Origin of the sequence: Mediterraneibacter torques (assembly GCF_044591705.1) — a bacterium.
Taxonomy (GTDB): Bacteria; Bacillota; Clostridia; order Lachnospirales; family Lachnospiraceae; genus Mediterraneibacter; species Mediterraneibacter torques.
The window spans coordinates 1,799,601-1,817,978 of record NZ_CP172594.1; the positions used below are offsets into that span (position 1 = coordinate 1,799,601).

General features: G+C 41.8%; 16 protein-coding genes and 1 pseudogene. 3 read left to right on the forward strand and 14 right to left on the reverse strand.

The genetic code is table 11. The features are described 5' to 3' along the window. Positions 1–137: 137 nt before the first annotated feature. The 4 genes from nifJ to ACH9UM_RS08460 all read right to left on the reverse strand — a co-directional run bounded on the left by nifJ (position 138) and on the right by ACH9UM_RS08460 (position 7,460). Entirely contained in the window at positions 138–3,683 is a 3,546-nt protein-coding gene (gene nifJ / locus ACH9UM_RS08445) for a pyruvate:ferredoxin (flavodoxin) oxidoreductase (protein WP_004845873.1), read from the reverse strand. 313 nt (positions 3,684–3,996) lie between these two features. Continuing rightward, positions 3,997–4,854: a prolipoprotein diacylglyceryl transferase gene (gene lgt, locus ACH9UM_RS08450; RefSeq protein ID WP_004845874.1), complete on the reverse strand. Its 858-nt coding sequence runs from the start codon at positions 4,852–4,854 to the stop codon at positions 3,997–3,999. Between the two features lie 179 nt (positions 4,855–5,033). Further along, entirely contained in the window at positions 5,034–6,131 is a 1,098-nt protein-coding gene (gene ychF, locus ACH9UM_RS08455) for a redox-regulated ATPase YchF (protein ID WP_004845875.1), read from the reverse strand. Positions 6,132–6,374: 243 nt separating this feature from the next. Beyond that, positions 6,375–7,460, reverse strand: coding sequence for a choice-of-anchor I domain-containing protein (locus ACH9UM_RS08460; protein ID WP_400092427.1), 1,086 nt, complete (start codon positions 7,458–7,460; stop codon positions 6,375–6,377). A 61-nt stretch (positions 7,461–7,521) separates the two neighbouring features. On the opposite strand from ACH9UM_RS08460, the gene tnpA reads away from it, so the two are divergent. The 3 genes from tnpA to tnpC all read left to right on the forward strand — a co-directional run bounded on the left by tnpA (position 7,522) and on the right by tnpC (position 10,080). Then, entirely contained in the window at positions 7,522–7,938 is a 417-nt protein-coding gene (gene tnpA, locus ACH9UM_RS08465; RefSeq protein ID WP_009321018.1) for an IS66 family insertion sequence element accessory protein TnpA, read from the forward strand. Next, positions 7,932–8,270, forward strand: coding sequence for an IS66 family insertion sequence element accessory protein TnpB (tnpB, locus tag ACH9UM_RS08470; protein ID WP_009243282.1), 339 nt, complete (start codon positions 7,932–7,934; stop codon positions 8,268–8,270). Before tnpA ends, tnpB begins: the two co-directional genes overlap by 7 nt. Before the next feature lie 133 nt (positions 8,271–8,403). Further along, entirely contained in the window at positions 8,404–10,080 is a 1,677-nt protein-coding gene (tnpC, locus tag ACH9UM_RS08475; RefSeq protein WP_009243281.1) for an IS66 family transposase, read from the forward strand. Positions 10,081–10,117: 37 nt separating this feature from the next. On the opposite strand, the gene ACH9UM_RS08480 is transcribed toward tnpC, so the two are convergent. From ACH9UM_RS08480 to ACH9UM_RS08525, 10 genes and pseudogenes are all read right to left on the reverse strand, one after another. Continuing rightward, a complete protein-coding gene (locus tag ACH9UM_RS08480) occupies positions 10,118–12,592 on the reverse strand; it encodes a choice-of-anchor I domain-containing protein (protein WP_400091087.1) in 2,475 nt (824 codons plus the stop codon). Between the two features lie 140 nt (positions 12,593–12,732). Beyond that, positions 12,733–12,906 (reverse strand): annotated as a pseudogene (locus tag ACH9UM_RS08485) (competence protein TfoX); the annotation flags it as partial. Between the two features lie 148 nt (positions 12,907–13,054). Further along, positions 13,055–13,765, reverse strand: a complete 711-nt coding sequence (locus tag ACH9UM_RS08490; protein WP_306508408.1) for an ABC transporter permease — start codon at positions 13,763–13,765, stop codon at positions 13,055–13,057. A gap of 66 nt (positions 13,766–13,831) precedes the next feature. Beyond that, complete coding sequence (locus ACH9UM_RS08495) at positions 13,832–14,167, reverse strand: hypothetical protein (RefSeq protein ID WP_009319935.1); 336 nt, start codon at positions 14,165–14,167, stop codon at positions 13,832–13,834. Between the two features lie 125 nt (positions 14,168–14,292). Beyond that, positions 14,293–14,634: a hypothetical protein gene (locus ACH9UM_RS08500; RefSeq protein ID WP_009319936.1), complete on the reverse strand. Its 342-nt coding sequence runs from the start codon at positions 14,632–14,634 to the stop codon at positions 14,293–14,295. A 55-nt stretch (positions 14,635–14,689) separates the two neighbouring features. Further along, positions 14,690–15,208 (reverse strand): ClbS/DfsB family four-helix bundle protein, encoded by a 519-nt coding sequence (locus ACH9UM_RS08505; RefSeq protein WP_009243375.1) that lies wholly within the window; start codon positions 15,206–15,208, stop codon positions 14,690–14,692. Between the two features lie 89 nt (positions 15,209–15,297). Beyond that, positions 15,298–15,510, reverse strand: a complete 213-nt coding sequence (locus tag ACH9UM_RS08510) for a hypothetical protein (RefSeq protein WP_009243376.1) — start codon at positions 15,508–15,510, stop codon at positions 15,298–15,300. A gap of 314 nt (positions 15,511–15,824) precedes the next feature. After that, positions 15,825–17,018 (reverse strand): site-specific integrase, encoded by a 1,194-nt coding sequence (locus tag ACH9UM_RS08515; RefSeq protein ID WP_015536407.1) that lies wholly within the window; start codon positions 17,016–17,018, stop codon positions 15,825–15,827. A gap of 78 nt (positions 17,019–17,096) precedes the next feature. Further along, positions 17,097–17,300, reverse strand: coding sequence for an excisionase (locus tag ACH9UM_RS08520; protein ID WP_002610247.1), 204 nt, complete (start codon positions 17,298–17,300; stop codon positions 17,097–17,099). Further along, positions 17,300–18,361 carry a replication initiation factor domain-containing protein gene (locus tag ACH9UM_RS08525; RefSeq protein ID WP_278275377.1) on the reverse strand — a complete coding sequence of 354 codons (1,062 nt, stop codon included), beginning with the start codon at positions 18,359–18,361 and terminating at the stop codon, positions 17,300–17,302. Before ACH9UM_RS08525 ends, ACH9UM_RS08520 begins: the two co-directional genes overlap by 1 nt. Positions 18,362–18,378 lie beyond the last annotated feature (17 nt).

The window sequence follows — 18,378 nt, forward strand, 5'->3', positions numbered from 1 at the left end:
ATTATTTGTGCGGTTAAGTATCTGAAAAAACATTGACTGATGAAAATCAACAGGACAGCGGCTTTTTCTGCCGCTGTCCTGTCATTTAAAAACGATCTTTTAACTGCCTTTCAATCGTCTTTTATCTTGTGTATATTTTACTCTTCTGCTTTGTACACATCTACAAGTTTTTTCAGATAAGCATATCTTTCCATAGCTTCCTGCTCATTGATTGCGAACAGTTTTTCTGCCTTTTCCGGATTTGCTCTCTTAAGTGCATTGTAACGTACTTCTCCGTCGAGGAATGCCTGATAATCTTCTTTCTTCGGCTCTTTACTGTCGAGGAAGAATTTATCTCCTTCTGCTCCCGGATTGAAGCGGAAGTTATTCCAGTATCCACATTCTACCGCAAGCTGCTCCTCTGTCTGAGCTTTGCTCATACCTTTCTTGATTCCGTGGTTGATACACGGTGCATAAGCGATAATAAGTGACGGTCCCGGATAAGCCTCTGCCTCTGTAATCGCTTTCACTGTCTGGTTGAAGTCAGCTCCCATAGCAATCTGCGCTACATATACATAGCCGTAGCTCATTGCCATTCCCGCAAGGTCTTTCTTCTTCGTCTCTTTACCGCCTGCTGCGAACTGTGCTGTAGCTCCTGTCTTTGTTGCTTTTGATGACTGTCCGCCTGTATTGGAGTAAACCTCTGTATCAAATACCATGATGTTGATATCTTTACCGCTTGCAAGAACATGGTCAACACCGCCGTATCCGATATCGTAAGCCCATCCGTCTCCTCCGAATACCCACTGGGATTTCTTAGCGAGGAAATCTTTATTTTTCAGAAGTTCCGCTTTCTCTGCGCGGTCGCATCCGCAAGCTTCAAGAGCCGCCACAAGTTTATCTGTAGCTGTTCCGTTTGTCGCTCCGCATGTATATGTGTCAAGGTATTCCTGTGCAGCAGCCTTAACATCTTCATTTTCCGCATCTGCGGCAAGTTTCTCTACAAGACCTTTCAGTCTGTTTCTGATCGTATTCTGTGCAAGAAGCATACCATATCCGAACTCAGCGTTGTCTTCAAACAATGAGTTGCTCCATGCCGGTCCTTTTCCTTCCGGTGTTACCGTATATGGTGTGGACGGAGAAGAGTTGCCCCAGATAGAAGAACATCCTGTAGCATTCGCAATATACATTCTTTCTCCGAAAAGCTGTGTGATCAGTTTTGCGTACGGTGTCTCTCCACATCCCGCACAAGCTCCCGAGAACTCAAGAAGCGGCTGTTTGAACTGGCTTCCTTTTACTGTCGTCTCTTTGTATTTAGCGACAACTTCCGGTTTCACCGGAATCTCTCTTCCGTAATCGAAGAATGTCTGTTTGCCTGCATTCTCTTCCATGTTGCCCATAACAAGAGCTTTCTCACCCTTCTTGCCCGGGCAGACATTTGCACAAGATCCACATCCTGTACAGTCATAAGCGGATACTGTGATAGCGAACTTCATATCCGGCATACCGATCATCGGAATAGACTGCATTCCTTCCGGAGCATTAGCAGCTTCTTCTTCTGTCAGAGCTACCGGACGGATAACAGCATGAGGACATACATATGCACAGCGGTTACACTGGATACAGTTGTCCGGCTGCCAGATCGGAATGTCTACCGCGATACCACGTTTCTCGTATGCGGAAGATCCTGACGGAGTTGATCCGTCTGCATAATCTGTAAATGCAGATACCGGGAGGGAATTTCCTTCCTGAGCATTTACTTTTGTCTGAATATTTTTAACGAAATCGATTACATCTTTTCTTCCGTTCTCGTCAATGTGCGGTACTGCAAGGCCTTCGTCTGCCGCATCTTTCCAGCTTTCCGGAACTTCGATCTCTACGACCTGTTTTGCTCCTGCATCGATCGCATCATAGTTCATCTGAACGATCTTATCGCCTTTTCTGCCGTATGTAGCTTTCGCTGCGGCTTTCATCAGGCTGATCGCTTCCTCTTCCGGAATGATCTCCGCAAGTTTAAAGAACGCAGACTGGAGCACTGTATTGATACGTCCGCCAAGTCCGATCTCTTTACCGATCTTAATTCCGTCGATCGTATAGAACTTAATGTTATGGTTTGCGATATAAGCTTTTACCTGTCCCGGAAGATGTTTCTCAAGACCTTCCATATCCCACGGACAGTTCAAAAGGAATGTTCCGCCGTCAACAAGCTCCTGTACCATGTTATACTTGTCCACATAAGACGGGTTATGACATGCTACAAAGTTTGCCTGATGGATCAGGTATGTCGATTTGATCGGTGATTTTCCGAAACGCAGGTGAGACATTGTAACACCGCCTGATTTCTTAGAATCATAGTCAAAATATGCCTGAGCATACATATCTGTATTATCACCGATGATCTTGATAGAGTTTTTGTTTGCTCCGACTGTACCGTCAGCTCCGAGACCCCAGAACTTACAGTTGATCGTTCCTTCCGGTGTTGTAACGAGCGGCTCGTCTGCTTTCAGGGAAAGATTTGTCACATCGTCAACGATACCGAGAGTGAATTTTGCTTTTTCATCGTTATGATATACTGCAACGATCTGCGCCGGTGTCGTATCTTTAGAACCGAGTCCGTAGCGTCCTGTGTAAATCGGAACTGCGTCGAACTTAGATCCTTTCAACGCCGCAACAACATCCAGGTAAAGCGGCTCACCGAGAGCTCCCGGCTCTTTTGTTCTGTCAAGAACGGAAATCTTCTTAACAGAATCCGGAATCGCATCGATCAACGCCTCTGCGCTGAACGGTCTGTAAAGACGAACTTTTACAACGCCGACTTTTTCTCCTGCCGCTGTCAGGTAATCGATCGTTTCTTCAATCGTATCACATACGGAACCCATTGCAACGATCACATGTTCCGCATCTTCTGCTCCGTAGTAATTGAACAGTTTGTAGTTCGTTCCGAGCTTTTCGTTTACTTTGTCCATATAGTTCTGAACGATTCCCGGAAGGGCGTCATAATACGGGTTGCACGCTTCTCTTGCCTGGAAGAAGATGTCAGGATTCTGAGCGGAACCTCTAAGGCACGGATGATTCGGATTCAATGCATGAGCACGGAACTCATCGATCGCATCCATGTTCACCATATCTTTCAGATCTTCATAATCCCATGTCTCAATCTTCTGAATCTCATGAGATGTACGGAATCCGTCAAAGAAGTTAATAAACGGAAGTTTTCCTTCAAGCGCTGCGCAATGAGCAACCGGTGTCAGGTCCATAACTTCCTGTACGCTTGATTCACAAAGCATAGCCGCTCCTGTCTGACGACATGCATAAACGTCGGAATGATCTCCGAAGATAGACAAAGCATGACTTGCAAGCGCACGGGCAGATACGTTAAATACGCCCGGAAGCTGCTCGCCTGCCACTTTATATAAATTCGGAATCATCAAAAGTAATCCCTGAGATGCCGTAAATGTCGTTGTCAGAGCTCCTGCTGCCAAAGATCCGTGAACAGCTCCTGCCGCTCCTGCCTCTGACTGCATCTCTGTAACTTCTACAGTCGTTCCGAAGATGTTCTCTCTGCCTTCTGTCGCCCATTCGTCAACGTGCTCCGGCATAACGGATGACGGTGTGATCGGGTAGATTGCCGCGACTTCTGTATACGCATACGATACGTGAGCGGCTGCCTGATTGCCATCCATAGTCTTCATTTTTCTTGCCATTTTTTTGCTCCTCCTTAAGTTTTACATTGAATAAAATAAATTTCTCACATGTGTCCTCATTATATCTCCAAACTTGTCAAAAGTCTATAGAGGGCAGTTTGTTTTTTGTTTATTTTTAGCAACAGTTCAGCCATACAGATGTACGGGAAGCACAAAACATGCCTGCATGTTTTTGCAAGCGGACATCTGTATGTGCTAAGCGCCCGGTTATGAGTAAAACAGTGGCATCAGCCACAATAAGCACGCAGTGCGGTTTTACGAATGGCGCGAGCTGAACTGTTTCTATTTTTAAGCACATGTGACATGAACTGCCTTAACTGTTCTTATGTTTTTTTCGCAGATAAAGCATTGCTGCCCCCGTGCCGACTACGATCGCACCTGCAAGAAGCTGGGAGACGGCAATCCCGACCCCGGGAAGAAGAAGCTGGTCTGTTCGTAATCCTTCGATCCAGAATCTTCCCAGTCCGTATCCGAACAGATACATCAAAAACAGCTCGCCCTCATACTTTTTATGCTTACGATAAGCAAATAGGATAATGAGCAGTACCATACACCAAAGCGATTCATACAAAAAAGTCGGATGCACCTGAATATAACTGACTCCGTCTATCCTCTCTATATGCCGGCGCATCTGCTCCGTCACATCGGAAGAGCGCACTGCATCTAATGGCAGGCGCATCGCAAACAGACTGTCCGTATATCCCCCAAACGCTTCCCTGTTAAAAAAGTTTCCCCATCTTCCAAGCATCTGCCCGTTTAATAACGCCATAGCGATCGTATCGAAAATCTGAGGAGCAGATAAATGCTTTACTTTCGCAAGCACCAGAACGCTGATCACAGCTGCGATCACCCCTCCGTAAATCGCAAGTCCGCCTTCTCTCAGATTAAAAATATCGAGCAAATTATCTTTATACATATCCCACGAAAAGATTACATAATAAAGTCTTGCCCCGACAATTCCCGCAATGACGCCGATAATCCCCATATCAAGATAATTTTCCGGATTCTGACCTGTCCGTTTCGCTTCACGGGCAGCAATCCAAAAACCAAGCAAAATTGCCGTTCCGATAATGATTCCGTAATACGCTATCTCTATTCCGAATAAATCGATGCTCTTTCCGACATTTTTAAGATAAATTCCCAAATTAGGAAAACTGATCTCTGTATGCATAGATCATTCCGCTCCTTTTCATTTTTTATTTGACAGAACAAACATATGCCCTGTATCCCCTCTAAAAATTTTCTATTTACACAAAGGCAGGTCTTTCATGTAAGTAAAAAACGGATACAGACCGGCAAAGAAGTGTATCTGCACGGTTCCATGCCGTCCGTATCCATCGCTGCATATTCTTATACGTTGAATCTAAACAGCATAATATCGCCGTCCTGCACAACATATTCTTTTCCTTCCAGCCTTACAAGACCTTTTTCTTTCGCTGCCGCATGTGTTCCACATGCCATAAGGTCATCATAGCTGACAACTTCCGCACGGATAAATCCGCGTTCAAAATCCGTATGGATCTTTCCTGCCGCCTGCGGCGCTTTCGTTCCTCTCTTGATCGTCCATGCACGGACTTCCGGTTCTCCCGCCGTCAGGTAACTGATCAGACCGAGAAGATGATAACTTGCGCGGATCAATTTTTCAAGACCCGACTCTTTCAATCCCAGTTCCTCAAGGAACATCGCCTTTTCGTCATCATCAAGCTGGGAAATCTCTTCTTCTATCTCCGCACATACAACGAACACTTCACAGTCCTCGCTTGCCGCATACTCACGAACCGCCTTTACTCCTTCATTGTTCGCACCATCGTCCGCAAGGTCGTCTTCAGATACATTTGCCGCAAAAATAACAGGCTTTGCAGTCAGAAGATTATAACTTGCAAGCCACTCCTGCTCGTCCTCGTCATCTGTCACAAAGCTTTTCGCCATTTTATTGTCTTCCAGATGCGCTTTCACACGATTTAAAAGATCCAGCTCTTTTGCAGCCGCCTTGTCATTGCGGGAAAGCTTAACCGTTTTCGCAATACGCCGCTCCAGAATCTCCAGATCCGAAAAGATCAGCTCAAGATTGATCGTCTCAATGTCTCTGATCGGATCGATGCTTCCGTCCACATGAACGATATTTGTATTTTCAAAACAGCGGACAACATGAACGATCGCGTCCACTTCCCTTATATTTGCAAGAAACTGGTTGCCGAGACCTTCGCCTTTTGACGCGCCCTTTACCAACCCCGCAATATCAACGAACTCGATCGCCGCAGGAATAATTTTTTTCGTATGATACATCTCTCCGAGTACATCGAGACGCTTGTCCGGAACTGTTACGACTCCTACGTTCGGATCGATCGTACAGAACGGATAATTGGCGGATTCCGCCCCTGCTTTTGTCAATGAATTAAACAATGTACTTTTCCCTACGTTCGGCAAACCGACGATTCCTAGTTTCATTTTTATCTTTACCTGTCTAAAAACCCTGCAATTTTTGCGGGTTTTCGCCTTTCTCTATATTTTTAAGTATCAGAGTCTTAATGTCGTTCTATATAATACTATAATAAGGCTCATATGTCTACATCACAACTCTAAAGTATTATCTAAAAGTTTCCCGGGAAAAGCCATATTTCCCTTCACTGACTTAAAACGACAACAAAAGGCGGTATTTACCGCCTTTTGCTTCCGGATCAGCTCTGCTTATTATTTTGTATTTGTAATGGTATTTTTAGATCTGCGATATTTCAGTATTACAATGATTGCAGACAATGCAAGAACCATTCCTATTCCCGTTCCTATAACCGGGGCATGATCTCCCGTTTTCAGCGCATTTGTCTTACTTTCTTGATTGTTTAAATCTTCCGTATCGGCGCCGCCGTGACCACTTCCGTTGTGATCGATATTATTATCGTGATTATTATCTGTGTTATCGTCATCCGAAGAATCAATATTTTGCGATATCAGTTTGTAAGCAGCAACTGTTCCTGACACTTCGCAGGATGCAAGCAGATAAGCATTTCCGTCTGCGCTTTCAGATGCGGAAATCATGCACAGTCCTTCCGGAGATACGTCGCCTGCTATATCTTTACTAAAATCTCGGGAGTTAATATAATTTGCGAAAAGAATCTTGTCAGGGTTTGTAATGTCATAAGCCATAACGCCTCCGATCCTCTCAAGACCGATAAACGCATAAGTTTTCTCTCCTACCGTTCCGATTGTTACGCTTTCTGCTTCTACGCCCTTTTTCCCTGAACGGTCATCTATTTCTGCGGAGTCATTGGAACAATTAAAGTACTGCGGGAAATATGCCGCTGTTTTTGCTTCTAACTCGTTTCCGCTCGTATACACTTCTTTCATTCCGGATCCATCTACACAATAAACAGTGAAGGAACGTCCTCCGAACAGGTAATCATATTCTGAATTTAAACCTTCATAATCGTTCTGATCGAAGAATACAACCTTTCCGGTTAGTCCACTGTTTTCAGCCGTAATTTTCCCGGAAGGTGATGTTTGCCCTTTCCCAAAATTACATTCTGCTTCATTAAGATATTCGTTCCACTCTCTGGAATCCCCCTCATTTGCAGTTACAATATAAGTTTTGCCGTTCGACTCAAACAGAGAAATTCCGTCCGGCATACGGATTCCGCGAAGCGACGGATAAGATACCGGCCTGTATGCCGCATCTTTTTTATCAATATCGATCGGATATTTTTCGTAATCTTCATAGTAAGCGCTTAAATCTTGGGTAGCTTTACTGTCTACGTTTTTAAACTCATAATGATAGTAAATAGATTTTTTCTACACTCCCCTTGATAGGAGATAGAAATTTACTACATTTGGAGGTTTCATTATGAGTAATAAACGTGCTCCAGGACGTTCCTTGGATGAATGGATGGAACTGGTAACCGAATGCAGACAAAGTGGCCTGACAGATGCTGCATGGTGTAATGAACACGGGATATCTCCCAGCTGTTTTTACAATGCAGTTACCCGTCTCCGCAAAAAAGCCTGCCAGATACCGGATCCAGTTGGAAAAGCTAGCACTCTTGACCTTACGTCCCATAAACAGGATGTAGTCCAGATCGCTATAGAACCGGAGTCTTCTCCGGCAGGACTGATTCCAGATAATGGAAACAGTCCTATGCACCTTGACAATTCACATACGATTGAAATCGAAGCAGACGGATTGCTTATACGAATGAGTAATGAGATCAAACCGGTACTTCTGAAGATGCTTATGGATACGCTGAAGGAGTCACTATGTTAGCGGATATCTCAAGTGTTGATGCAATCTATATCGTCTGTGGCAGAACCGATATGCGCAAGTCCATTGATGGATTGTGTGCGATCATCCAGGAACAGTTTTCGATGGAGATCGACCATGCACTTTTTCTTTTTTGTGGACGTAAATGTGACCGCATCAAAGCTATTTTAAAAGAACCGGATGGAATCGTTATGATCTACAAAAGACTGACTGCCCAAGGTTCTTACCGGTGGCCCAGAAATAAATCTGAAGTCCGGAATCTTACATGGCGGGAGTTCGACTGGCTGATGTCTGGCCTTGATATTGAGCAGCCAAAAGCGATTAAGTCAACATGAAAAAGATGCACATAAAACTCGCATTTTTTGCTGTATTTTCAGCACTTTCAAGTCTTGGTAAATCCGCTGTTTTGCTGGGAAAAGTCCCTGTTTTCTGGTATAATGGAAATATCAGAAACAGGAGGAAAAAGCAGTGGCAGACAGTTCTAAAGATATCCAGCTCCATGAGCTGAAGGACATGATAAACGATCTCAAAAAGATGATAAAAACACTTCAGGCAACTGTCGATGCTGCCAATAAACGGGAAGAGTCTCTTACCCAGGAACGGGATAACCTGAAAGAAGAGATAGACCTTCTCCGTAAAAAACTGTTTGGCACCTCCAGCGAAAAAAGAACCATCGATATTCCAGGCCAGTTAAACTTTTTCAATGAAGCGGAACTGGAACAGAATCCAGAAGCTGTAAAAGCAGAGGATCTTGAAGCACTTCTTCCGGAAAAAACAGCAAAAAAACGAAAAGCAAGAGCTACAGACGCTGAACGGTTTAAGGGAGTTCCTGTTGAGAAAAAGTATCTGGAACTTTCTGAGGAAGAGAAACTCTGCCCTTCCTGTGGTACTCCACTGAAAGAAATCGGGGAAGAGTTTGTCCGCCGGGAGCTGGTTTTTGTACCGGCAAAACTGAAAGTATATGAATACTATAGTAAGAACTATGAGTGTCCGCAGTGCAAACTTCAGGATATTCCGGTCATTAAAAAAGGAAAAGATGGCAGAGCCCATATGCTTTATGGAATGGCTTCTGCCGGAACAGTTGCCTGGGTAATGTACCAGAAGTTTTGTAATGGTCTTCCATACTACCGTCAGGAAAAGGACTGGAAACAGTATGGCGTAGAGATCACCAGAGCTACTATGGCAAACTGGGTGATCCGGAATTCCGAAGCGTTTTTTCTTCCTATGTACGAATACTTCCACAGGAAACTTCTGGAACGTGGATTCGCGATGGCAGATGAAACGCCACTTCAGGTTCTGCATGAACCGGAACGCCGCGCTCAGACAAAGTCATATATGTGGCTGTTCCGCAGCGGTGAAGACGGAGGAATACCTATTATCCTCTATAAATATTCGGAGACCCGGGCCGGAGACAATGCTGTGGATTTTCTTCACGGCTTCAAGGGTTATCTGATGTGCGATGGCTATAGTGGGTACAATAAAGTTCCAGATGCCAAACGCACAGCTTGCTGGGCACACATCAGAAGATATCTGGCAGATGCCATTCCCAAAGGAAAAGCTTTGGATTATACCCTGCCATCCGTACAGGGAATGCTGTACATTAACCAGCTCTTCCATCTGGAAGATGTGATCAGATCAAAGTATTCTTCCTTCGATGCTATCAAAAAGGCGCGTCTTGAAAAAGAAAAGCCGGTAGTAGAAGGCTTTTTGTCGTGGCTTGATCAGCAGAACCCTACCCGTGGAAGCAGAATGGATAAAGCTGTCACCTACATTCAGAACCGCCGCTCCTATCTGTCCACCTATCTAGAAGATGGCCGCTGCAGTTTTTCTAATAATCTCAGCGAAAATGCGATCCGTCCATTTACAGTAGGCCGTAAAAACTGGTTGTTCTGTGACACACCAAATGGAGCCCAGGCCAGTGCTGTTGTGTACACTATGGTAGAAATGGCAAAAGCCAATGGAGTAAACGTCTATCACTATCTTACTTATCTGCTGGAAAAAGTGCCTAATGATAGGATGAGCGATGATGAATTAGAACTTCTGGCTCCATGGAACGAAACTGTCAAAGCTGAAATCGAACATCGTGTAAACGAATCAAATCAATTATATGTGAACTGTCAAGGTGCTCCGGCTACTGAAAAGTAGTCGGGGATTTTTTCTATCATACCTAAAAATTAAGCGCTTACTCTTCATATCCTGCGGAACAGATATTTTCTATAGAAAGTGTTTGCAGATCTACGATGGCAATGGCGTTTGCTTCCTGAAGTGTAACATAGGCTGTTTTATCATTTGCTGCAATATACTCCGGTTCTAAATCAACAGACGGAGCCGTTCCTTTTTTCAAAATCACTCCATTTTGTACAAGCTCCGCTCTTTTCGCTTCACTGTCAAAAACGGTAAAGTCAAGATGTGATACATTCTGATTTGTCAGATCAATTACAGTGACCGTTCCCTTAGGGTCAATACTTCCCGCTTCATAGCCGTTTCTTGGTTCGCCTTCATCTGCCGAAAGAATTTTTTTACTATCGGGTGTAAATGTCACCATATCCGGCTGTACACCTGCCTCATAAATCTGATCAAATGACAATGTCCCATCTGCGCCGCAAAGGAATACTGCGAGGCATCCGGCAACCGAATAATCAGATGACTGGATTGCCACTGCAAGCTTTTCTCCATTTGGAGAAACGGCAACAGAAGTCATATCACCGTAGGAGAAACCTTTGTAATTGTTCTCAACGATTTCTTTGATATTTATATTCTTTCCATCTAACAAAGCGATCTTATCAACTGCATTTTTATTTTTCATCGGAATTGCCGTTAAGTTCCCGGTTACACCATTCACAGCATACGCCCAGCCTGTAACTGTATTGTAATCTATAATTTCCATAACGCCGCCGTCCGGGTTTTGCATGCCGGAATTATATTGAGCAGTCTGTGTCATGGCAATAGAAGACTTTTTATTCTCTAATCCGTTTTTCAGCTCTCCGCCGTTCGCATTTTTGGTAACACTGAATGAATCAATTAATTTACTTTCCGGGGCATTGCTGTCTCCCGAAAGGTTATATACGTTGACAGAGATTTTATTATCCGCCACGTCAAAGACAGCGTAACTTGGACTGTACTCCTGGTTCCATTCCTGATTTCCAATTGGAAGATTTCCCGCCAAATATGCCTCAGAACCGGTTTGTCCGTTTGCCAGCACCGGATAATCTGCATTATTGGTCTTGTCTACTTTCTCAAAAGGAGTATAGTATTGCATGTCAGAACAGCAATTACCCGTCAGATAAATCACTCCGTCAGGATCATGGAAATCATCCAGTCTTTCTGCATTTCTCTGACCGTTTTTCAGCACATAGCTTCGAGAATACACATGATCGTGACCGCCTAATACAAAGTCAACGTCAAATTCATCCATCACCTGCTCAAATCCTGCATCTACATAGTTCTCAATATCCGAATCGGCAGCATGCTTTGCCACTGTCTGCGTAGATTTATGATGTGTAACAACTAACCATTGATACTGACCTGAATATTCTGCCGTCGCCGCATTTAAAGTTGTTCTGAAGTTAGAAACGATGGCTTCCGCTTCGGAATTGTCCTTTGAAGCGCTTGGAACATTTACATTTCCCGCATTTTCATTATCGTTTCCGCCCGGATAAGCTCCTGTGTTTAATGTTACGAAGAGAACGTTATTATATAAATAGTAATAGTTTCCTTTTGTCTCCATTTCTCTTCGTTCCACAAAATCATATTGCCCGTCTTTATTCGGTGTAACACCATTTGACTCTGCAGATTGTGCGATTTCATCCGCAGTTGCCTGAATATAGTTGCCATGGCTTTGACTCGTTCCACTGTTCTGTCCGCGGAATGTTGTCTTTACCTGATTAAGAGACGCTGCGTTTCCATCTACACTCATTTCATTCGGAAGATTAAAATGATCATCAAACATGTAATGACGATCATGATTTCCTACTGCCGGGGCATACAGAAGAGATGTCATTTCTTCCGGAGCAAAAAATGCCGCATACTCACTGGATTTTCCCCAGCTTTGATCCTCCACCTGGTCTCCCGCGGAAACAATGAGGTTCACATCTTCCTCTTTCATCTTGTCCAGCATAACTGCCCATCCGGTCTGATTTTTTCCGTCAGAAGGATTCCATCCCCCGTTATTTGTTTCTCCGTTTTCTTTAATCTGGGGATCGCTTGTAAAACCAAATCGAAATTCACCTGCATTTGGTGTTTCATAAGAATACTTCTTTGACCAAGTATTTCCATTATCATATGAAATCTGATAACTATATTCTGTGCCTTTTGAAAGTCCTGATACAGTAGCCTGACATACTATTTTCCCGGTATCTGTATATTTTCCTTCAACTACTTTTGTAGGAGTATGAAGAGCTCTTACAGATGCTTCTACTGTCTTATCCCCCATACGGACAATCGCATTTTGAGTACCTTCCGGGGCATACCAGTTCAGGTTTACCGAATCGTCTCTTTCACCTGGTTGTAAAGTAAGGTATTCGATTGAAACTGCATTGTTTTCCTGTGCTGCCACCTCCTCTGCTCCCGCTGCAAAGACATCACTTACTGTACTTTGAGCGCATACGATCGAAACAGCTGCTAAAAGCGCCATTGTTTTTCTCCGTTTTACTCTCATATCGTTTCCTCCGTTAACCCATTGAATTCAAGTAACGATAGGATTGTAATGGTCTTTTGTTAAGGTATTTTGTTGCATATGTAAAATAGGAGTTAAATTTTTCCTTTTACAAAATGACAATGGCATAAACTGTAAGTTGTTTATTTCTTCTTTTTCGGTTTTGGAGTTGGCAGTTCATCATACATTGCATGAAACAAGCCTGTCAAAAATTCCTTATTATCGACTTCATCTACCAACAACATCTCTTTTGCTCCCTCATAGGGTAATTCACATGAAACTATCGGCATATAACTAATTGCTGATTTTACTCGTTTAGCTTCTCTTGTCAGGAACGCAACAGGCAGAAAACACCGCAAAGACAGCGTAAAAAATCCATTAACAGAGATAGCTGATAGACATTAAAAACCGCCGGCATAATTTTATCTATAGCGGCGGCATACATAATCATTTGCAGCTACTAAATTAACGGTTATATTTTTTCGATTTGTTTAACAAAATATAAATTCCAATCAATACCAAAATAGTGATGCCAAGTATCATATACATCGTTCCAATATTTACTTGACTTCCGAAAAAATAAAGATTGCAATCAAGGGAATCTTTTAGTTTTTCAATAATCACTATTGGAATACCTTGATTTTGTATTTCGGCAAGCGCCCCTTGCATTGTATGATTTCGGATAAGTGATGTACCATAAGTGCCTGGCAAAAATGAGATTATTTTTTGCAGCCCTTTTCCAAATGAAGAAATAGGCATATATGCACCACAAATGAAACCATATCCCGCACTGATGATTGTGCCTACCGCTGAAATTTGTCCTTGTGTTGATAAGAAAAAATTAATAATCGAAGATAATGCTGTTCCAAACAAAACAAGTAGTAAAATATCAAGAAACAAAAAGAATATATCTGCGAGTAACATATTCCAACCGACAATAGCCACATAAGTAAGACAGATACCCGTTGCAGCAAAGCAAATAATAAGTGTTGAAAACAAGGTTGCAGTATAATAACTCAGCGAAAGTGTAGCTGACTTCACAGGAGATATTCTTAAATCTCTTATCGTACCATTTGCTTTATCTTGCACCATTAAAAAATTAGAACAAAAAGCAACCGTTACACACGAAACAGCAAGAATGGAGGAGATAAGTTGACTGCCTACCAGTCCATCTATTACACTTTCTGATAATTTTAATGAATTAGGTAAATTAGATGTAAAACTAAGCTGGGATTTACAGCCTCATTGAACAACCGCTAATAGAACAAATAGTGACAGTATAACCACACCAACCATTTGAATGATAATCGCCATAATATCTAGAAATTTGCGTGACACTTTCGATTTTCTCATCTCTCGGATAAAGGGAATGTCGTAGCGCAATGTAAACAGAAAAGTTACTACAAGCTCAATACAAAAGAGCATAGGCAAGATATTTTTACTGCCATAGGATATTCCCATTCCAATATGCGTAATAACTAATGCCGGTATGTCATTCCACTTCACAATCAAAAGAATACCCGTTAGCGCCACAATTACCCAAGAAATACTGTTAATGATTTTTTTCACTTTTTCCATTAAATTTCCCTCCTTTTTTCAACTCGATAACTTCAAATTTACGGAATAACTGAAATTTGTCAATGTGATTATTTTCTGCCTGTTTATTACCCCTTGGGAAATTATTTTAGTGCAAACAGAAATAATTATTCAATACGAACATTAACTGGTCTTATTGTAAGTTCTCCAGCACCTTCTACGCTATACCACTTTCCTTTTTCGAGTTGAATTGTTTCTGACATGCCATGTGTAATGTAACCTATAGTATATTGTTTTCGACTTTCAATATCCGTAAAAATAACATCCGTATCAGCATTTCCAGAAACTTTAATCTTATTATTGATAGGCTGTATCAGCTCATTTTTCACAACTCCCCCAGAAAGCGTAAAAGTGTGCGTTCTGATATATCCGTTATAGCTAATACTGGTGATAATAAGAGCCCTAGGAATTGCTATTCCAATCATTCGCTTCATCCGCTTTTTGTCCATATAAACCTCTCTACAAACTAATCAAATCATATTTTGTAGCTCGACAGACTGAGATTTACAATGCTACCCTTTTCCATTTTCTAATCTTAGTTCTAAAAGTTCCGAAAGGAGCAACAGTATTAATGTGAATAAACTTGTAAACTTCCCATATCGCTGTTTTTGTAGCATCATCAGCCCACTTTCTCATATGTGGTTGAAATAATTCTTCATCACTCATTGAATCAATCATTGTATGGATAGATGTAATATTTTCTTTTAGTCTATCTTTCAGTTCTGCTAACGATAAATATGAGTAAGTATCTGTAAACCATTGATATAATTCACCTAGTTGATTCCACTTAAACATATCCGATGGTGTTTTCACTTCAATTCCTTGTTTCTCATCGTCTTCCCATTTCAAAACTAATGTCGTCCATCCAACTTGATAAGCAAGATTTTCTGCTGGTGTTCTATCTACTTCGATTATTCTCTTATCTTTTAAAGATTCAGGAATATTATCAAATTCAGAAATATACTTTTCAAAACTTTTATTTATCTCATTTTTTAATTCTTCTTTGTCCTTGTATGTTCTCAAAATATCTACCCCACAACTTACAATTTTACTTAAACTTTTTTATCTTAACAACCTAAGATTGATCGATATACTTGTCCATCTTTTTCATCTTAATCTTTCTTGATTTTAAATATCGAAACGAGAATTGCAATAAGAATTCCCACCCCTTGTATTTTTATTGCAATAGGTAAGAAATCCGATGCTAATATCAACGAAACATCAGATGTCGGAAAATATGTAATTATAAAGCTTATTATGATACAAATGATAATCGGTACAACAATGAATAACAATGCAACAATGCGCCATGCTTTATTGGACATTTTAATTACCTCCTCTCCTTTCCCTTAAAATGTATTGAAAATAAGAGCGAAATTTTTCATCTGTAAAATTCAATGTTTTCATCTCTCAAAATTCTAGTTGAATTTCTCTCAATCTCTATGTCCTATTAGCTTACAAATCATTTCTATAAATTATATATATCTTTTTAACTATCTTTTTATATCTTCTTAAATGTCCGCAAAGCCTTATTTTATCGGCTCTACGGGCATTTTGCTTTTGTGGTAAACCTCACATATCTAGGTCTATCTTCTTATATTTTCGCTATCAAGCGTGGTTAAAATCGTGGTAAATACTTCTATGCGATTAAACGCTGAACCTCTGATTTTGCAGTATCTATGGACGCATGAGCATACCAGTTCATTGTGATACTGATATTTGAATGTCCCATGATATACTGTAAATCTTTCGGGTTCATGTTCTTGCTTGCCAATCTTGTGCAGAATGTATGGCGTAGCGTATGCGGTGTGATATGTGGCAAAGGGTTATCCTTATGGTGCTTGTTGTATTTCTTTACCATACGGACAAAAAGCATATTGTAATCAATCGCAACTTTGGGCTTGCCTTTCTGATTGACAAATAGGAAGTTGCCCCGTCCATCTATCACAAATGGTTCTGCCTTTGGGCGTTTCTTCATAACCCGTTGAAATGCTTGTATCGTTTCCTTGCTTAATGGCACTTGCCTTGTTCCGCTTTTTGTCTTAGGCGTTTCAATATAATAACCTTGTTCCTTGCTCTTTAGTAACTGGTGGTCGATAACTACAACCTCATGGATAAAATCAACGTCCATGATTGTCAGTCCGCACAGTTCCGAGATACGAAGTCCTGTCTTTAACAGTATCAGCACATCATCATAATACTTGTGATACACATTGTCCGTCTTGATGAATGAGAGTAGGGCTAGTTCCTGTTCCTCTGTCAATGCGACTTTCTCTTTGGTATCATTTTCTAGGACTTCACTCAACTTGAAATCAAAAGGGTTTTTCCTTACACAATCGTCTTGTATGGCGATATAGAATGACGCTTTTAACGAGCGTTTATGGTTGTTAATGGTGTTATAGGAAAAGCCTTTGTCTTTCATGCGTAACGCCCATTCCTTAGCGTCAGAGGGTTTTATCGTATCAATGCTCCTAGCACCTAACTTGTCCTCTTTCAATAACCGCATGAGCTGTTCCCGTTGTTTCTGTGTGCTTTTCTTCACGTTTGCCCTCTGTGCGTTCTGTTTGGCGTAGAGTTGGCAAAGCGTCATTTTCTTGCCTGTGCTGTCGATACCGTCCTCAATATCCCGTCTTATCTGCTGTTCCAGTTCACGAAGTGAGGGTTTTTCCCGTTTTCCCTTTGGTGTCGGGTCTGTGGGTGTCAATCTCCAAGCATACACATATTTTGTGTTTCCAAATGCGTCCACATATTTATATAAGTATTTTCCGTCTGTTCGTTGGCTCTCTCCAGTATGCAAGATACGTCCTTTGCTATCCCGTCTTTTTTCTTTCATGGTGTCTGCTCCTTTCCTTATTGGAAAGAGCCTTGATATGACTTGTGTTTATCATAACACATACAAGGCTCATTTGCATTAGATTGCGTCCAATTTGTCAATGACCTTTTCAAACTGTCGGCGTTTAATCTGTATGCGGTTGCCATTCATAATGAGCCAGCCAGCGTCCTTGTTTTCCTCTGCCAAGCGTCTTAACTTGTTTTCTCCGATACGGAAATACTTTGACGCTTCTTCAATGGTAAGGGTGTATTTTTCCCATACAGGAATATCGTTGTTATTCATCAGATACCCCCTTTCCCATGTTTCGTGTCATACTGGATATAGGGGATAAGGTCGGTGCGGTCTATCCTCTGTAAGTGGGCGGTTAGTTTGCTGGAAAGGGAATTGCTGTATCTTGCCTTATCAAGCATAGTTCCCACTTTTTCCAGTCCACCTAATGCGTCATGTTCTTCCAAGAAGTAAAAACTTTTCACAGCGGAAATCACGCCACCTTCTGTGAGCCATTGCTGTGTTTCCTCAAGAGAATTATGTAGTTTCGGTACTTGCAGTTTTAAGACTTCCACAGCCCCTAAAAAGCGTTCCCAAAACCGACACGTTTTCCATCTGCTCTTATTACTTTCATTTCTGTTTGGCACGACAAAGCGTAGGTTGTTTGCCAATAGACCGAAAGCCAGTTCCCCAAGTTCCAGCGGTCTGTCTTTGAATGTCATGGCAAAAGCATGAGCCTTATCATCACGCAGTTGCATTTCTGTCCGTTTCCAACTGCCGACTTCATCAAGTGTCTTATTATGCTTTGAACAGACTTCCTTATCTTTATCATAAAAACGGTAGGACAATCCCGATTTACCAGCACCGATATAAACAGTCTTTGCGGTGTCGAAATCATCAAACTTGCTTTCGTCAAAGTGGTAGCCCTCACTATTCGAGATAAATTCCTCTTTTTCGCATTTCTTCTTTATCTGCTCTATGGTAAAGAATGGTTTTTCGTTTTTATCATCAATGGCAATATCAAGTCTTGTGAAATGGAAGTTATCCAGTCCGTATCTTCGCTCACAGCGTCGGAACATATCCCCAAAGGTATAATTCCTATTGTTGAGAATACGGAAAATATCATCACAACCTCTGCCAGTCATAACAAGATAACAGCCTAGCCCCTGTGGGTTATCCTCTGTCTTTCTTGCGTCTCCCGATACATAAATATCTCCAACCTGCCAGCGTGCTTGATAAGTCTTGAATTTTATCGTTGCTGGATAAACATTGAAAATGTCAGTCGGTAAACCTAAAATGTGCATGATTACATCTTCAGCGGTTGCCGTTTCAAATACAATGCTGATGTAATCAATCTTAACGGATAAATTTT

Coding starts and splice junctions, on each gene's coding strand:
- tnpA (WP_009321018.1), top strand. CDS start 7,522: ATGAGTAATAAACGTGCTCCAGGACGTTCCTTGGATGAATGGATGGAA.
- ACH9UM_RS08515 (WP_015536407.1), bottom strand. CDS start 17,018: ATGAAAGAAAAAAGACGGGATAGCAAAGGACGTATCTTGCATACTGGA.
- nifJ (WP_004845873.1), bottom strand. CDS start 3,683: ATGGCAAGAAAAATGAAGACTATGGATGGCAATCAGGCAGCCGCTCAC.
- ACH9UM_RS08510 (WP_009243376.1), bottom strand. CDS start 15,510: ATGTCCAATAAAGCATGGCGCATTGTTGCATTGTTATTCATTGTTGTA.
- ACH9UM_RS08495 (WP_009319935.1), bottom strand. CDS start 14,167: ATGGAAAAAGTGAAAAAAATCATTAACAGTATTTCTTGGGTAATTGTG.
- ychF (WP_004845875.1), bottom strand. CDS start 6,131: ATGAAACTAGGAATCGTCGGTTTGCCGAACGTAGGGAAAAGTACATTG.
- tnpB (WP_009243282.1), top strand. CDS start 7,932: ATGTTAGCGGATATCTCAAGTGTTGATGCAATCTATATCGTCTGTGGC.
- ACH9UM_RS08520 (WP_002610247.1), bottom strand. CDS start 17,300: ATGAATAACAACGATATTCCTGTATGGGAAAAATACACCCTTACCATT.
- lgt (WP_004845874.1), bottom strand. CDS start 4,854: ATGCATACAGAGATCAGTTTTCCTAATTTGGGAATTTATCTTAAAAAT.
- ACH9UM_RS08500 (WP_009319936.1), bottom strand. CDS start 14,634: ATGGACAAAAAGCGGATGAAGCGAATGATTGGAATAGCAATTCCTAGG.
- ACH9UM_RS08480 (WP_400091087.1), bottom strand. CDS start 12,592: ATGAGAGTAAAACGGAGAAAAACAATGGCGCTTTTAGCAGCTGTTTCG.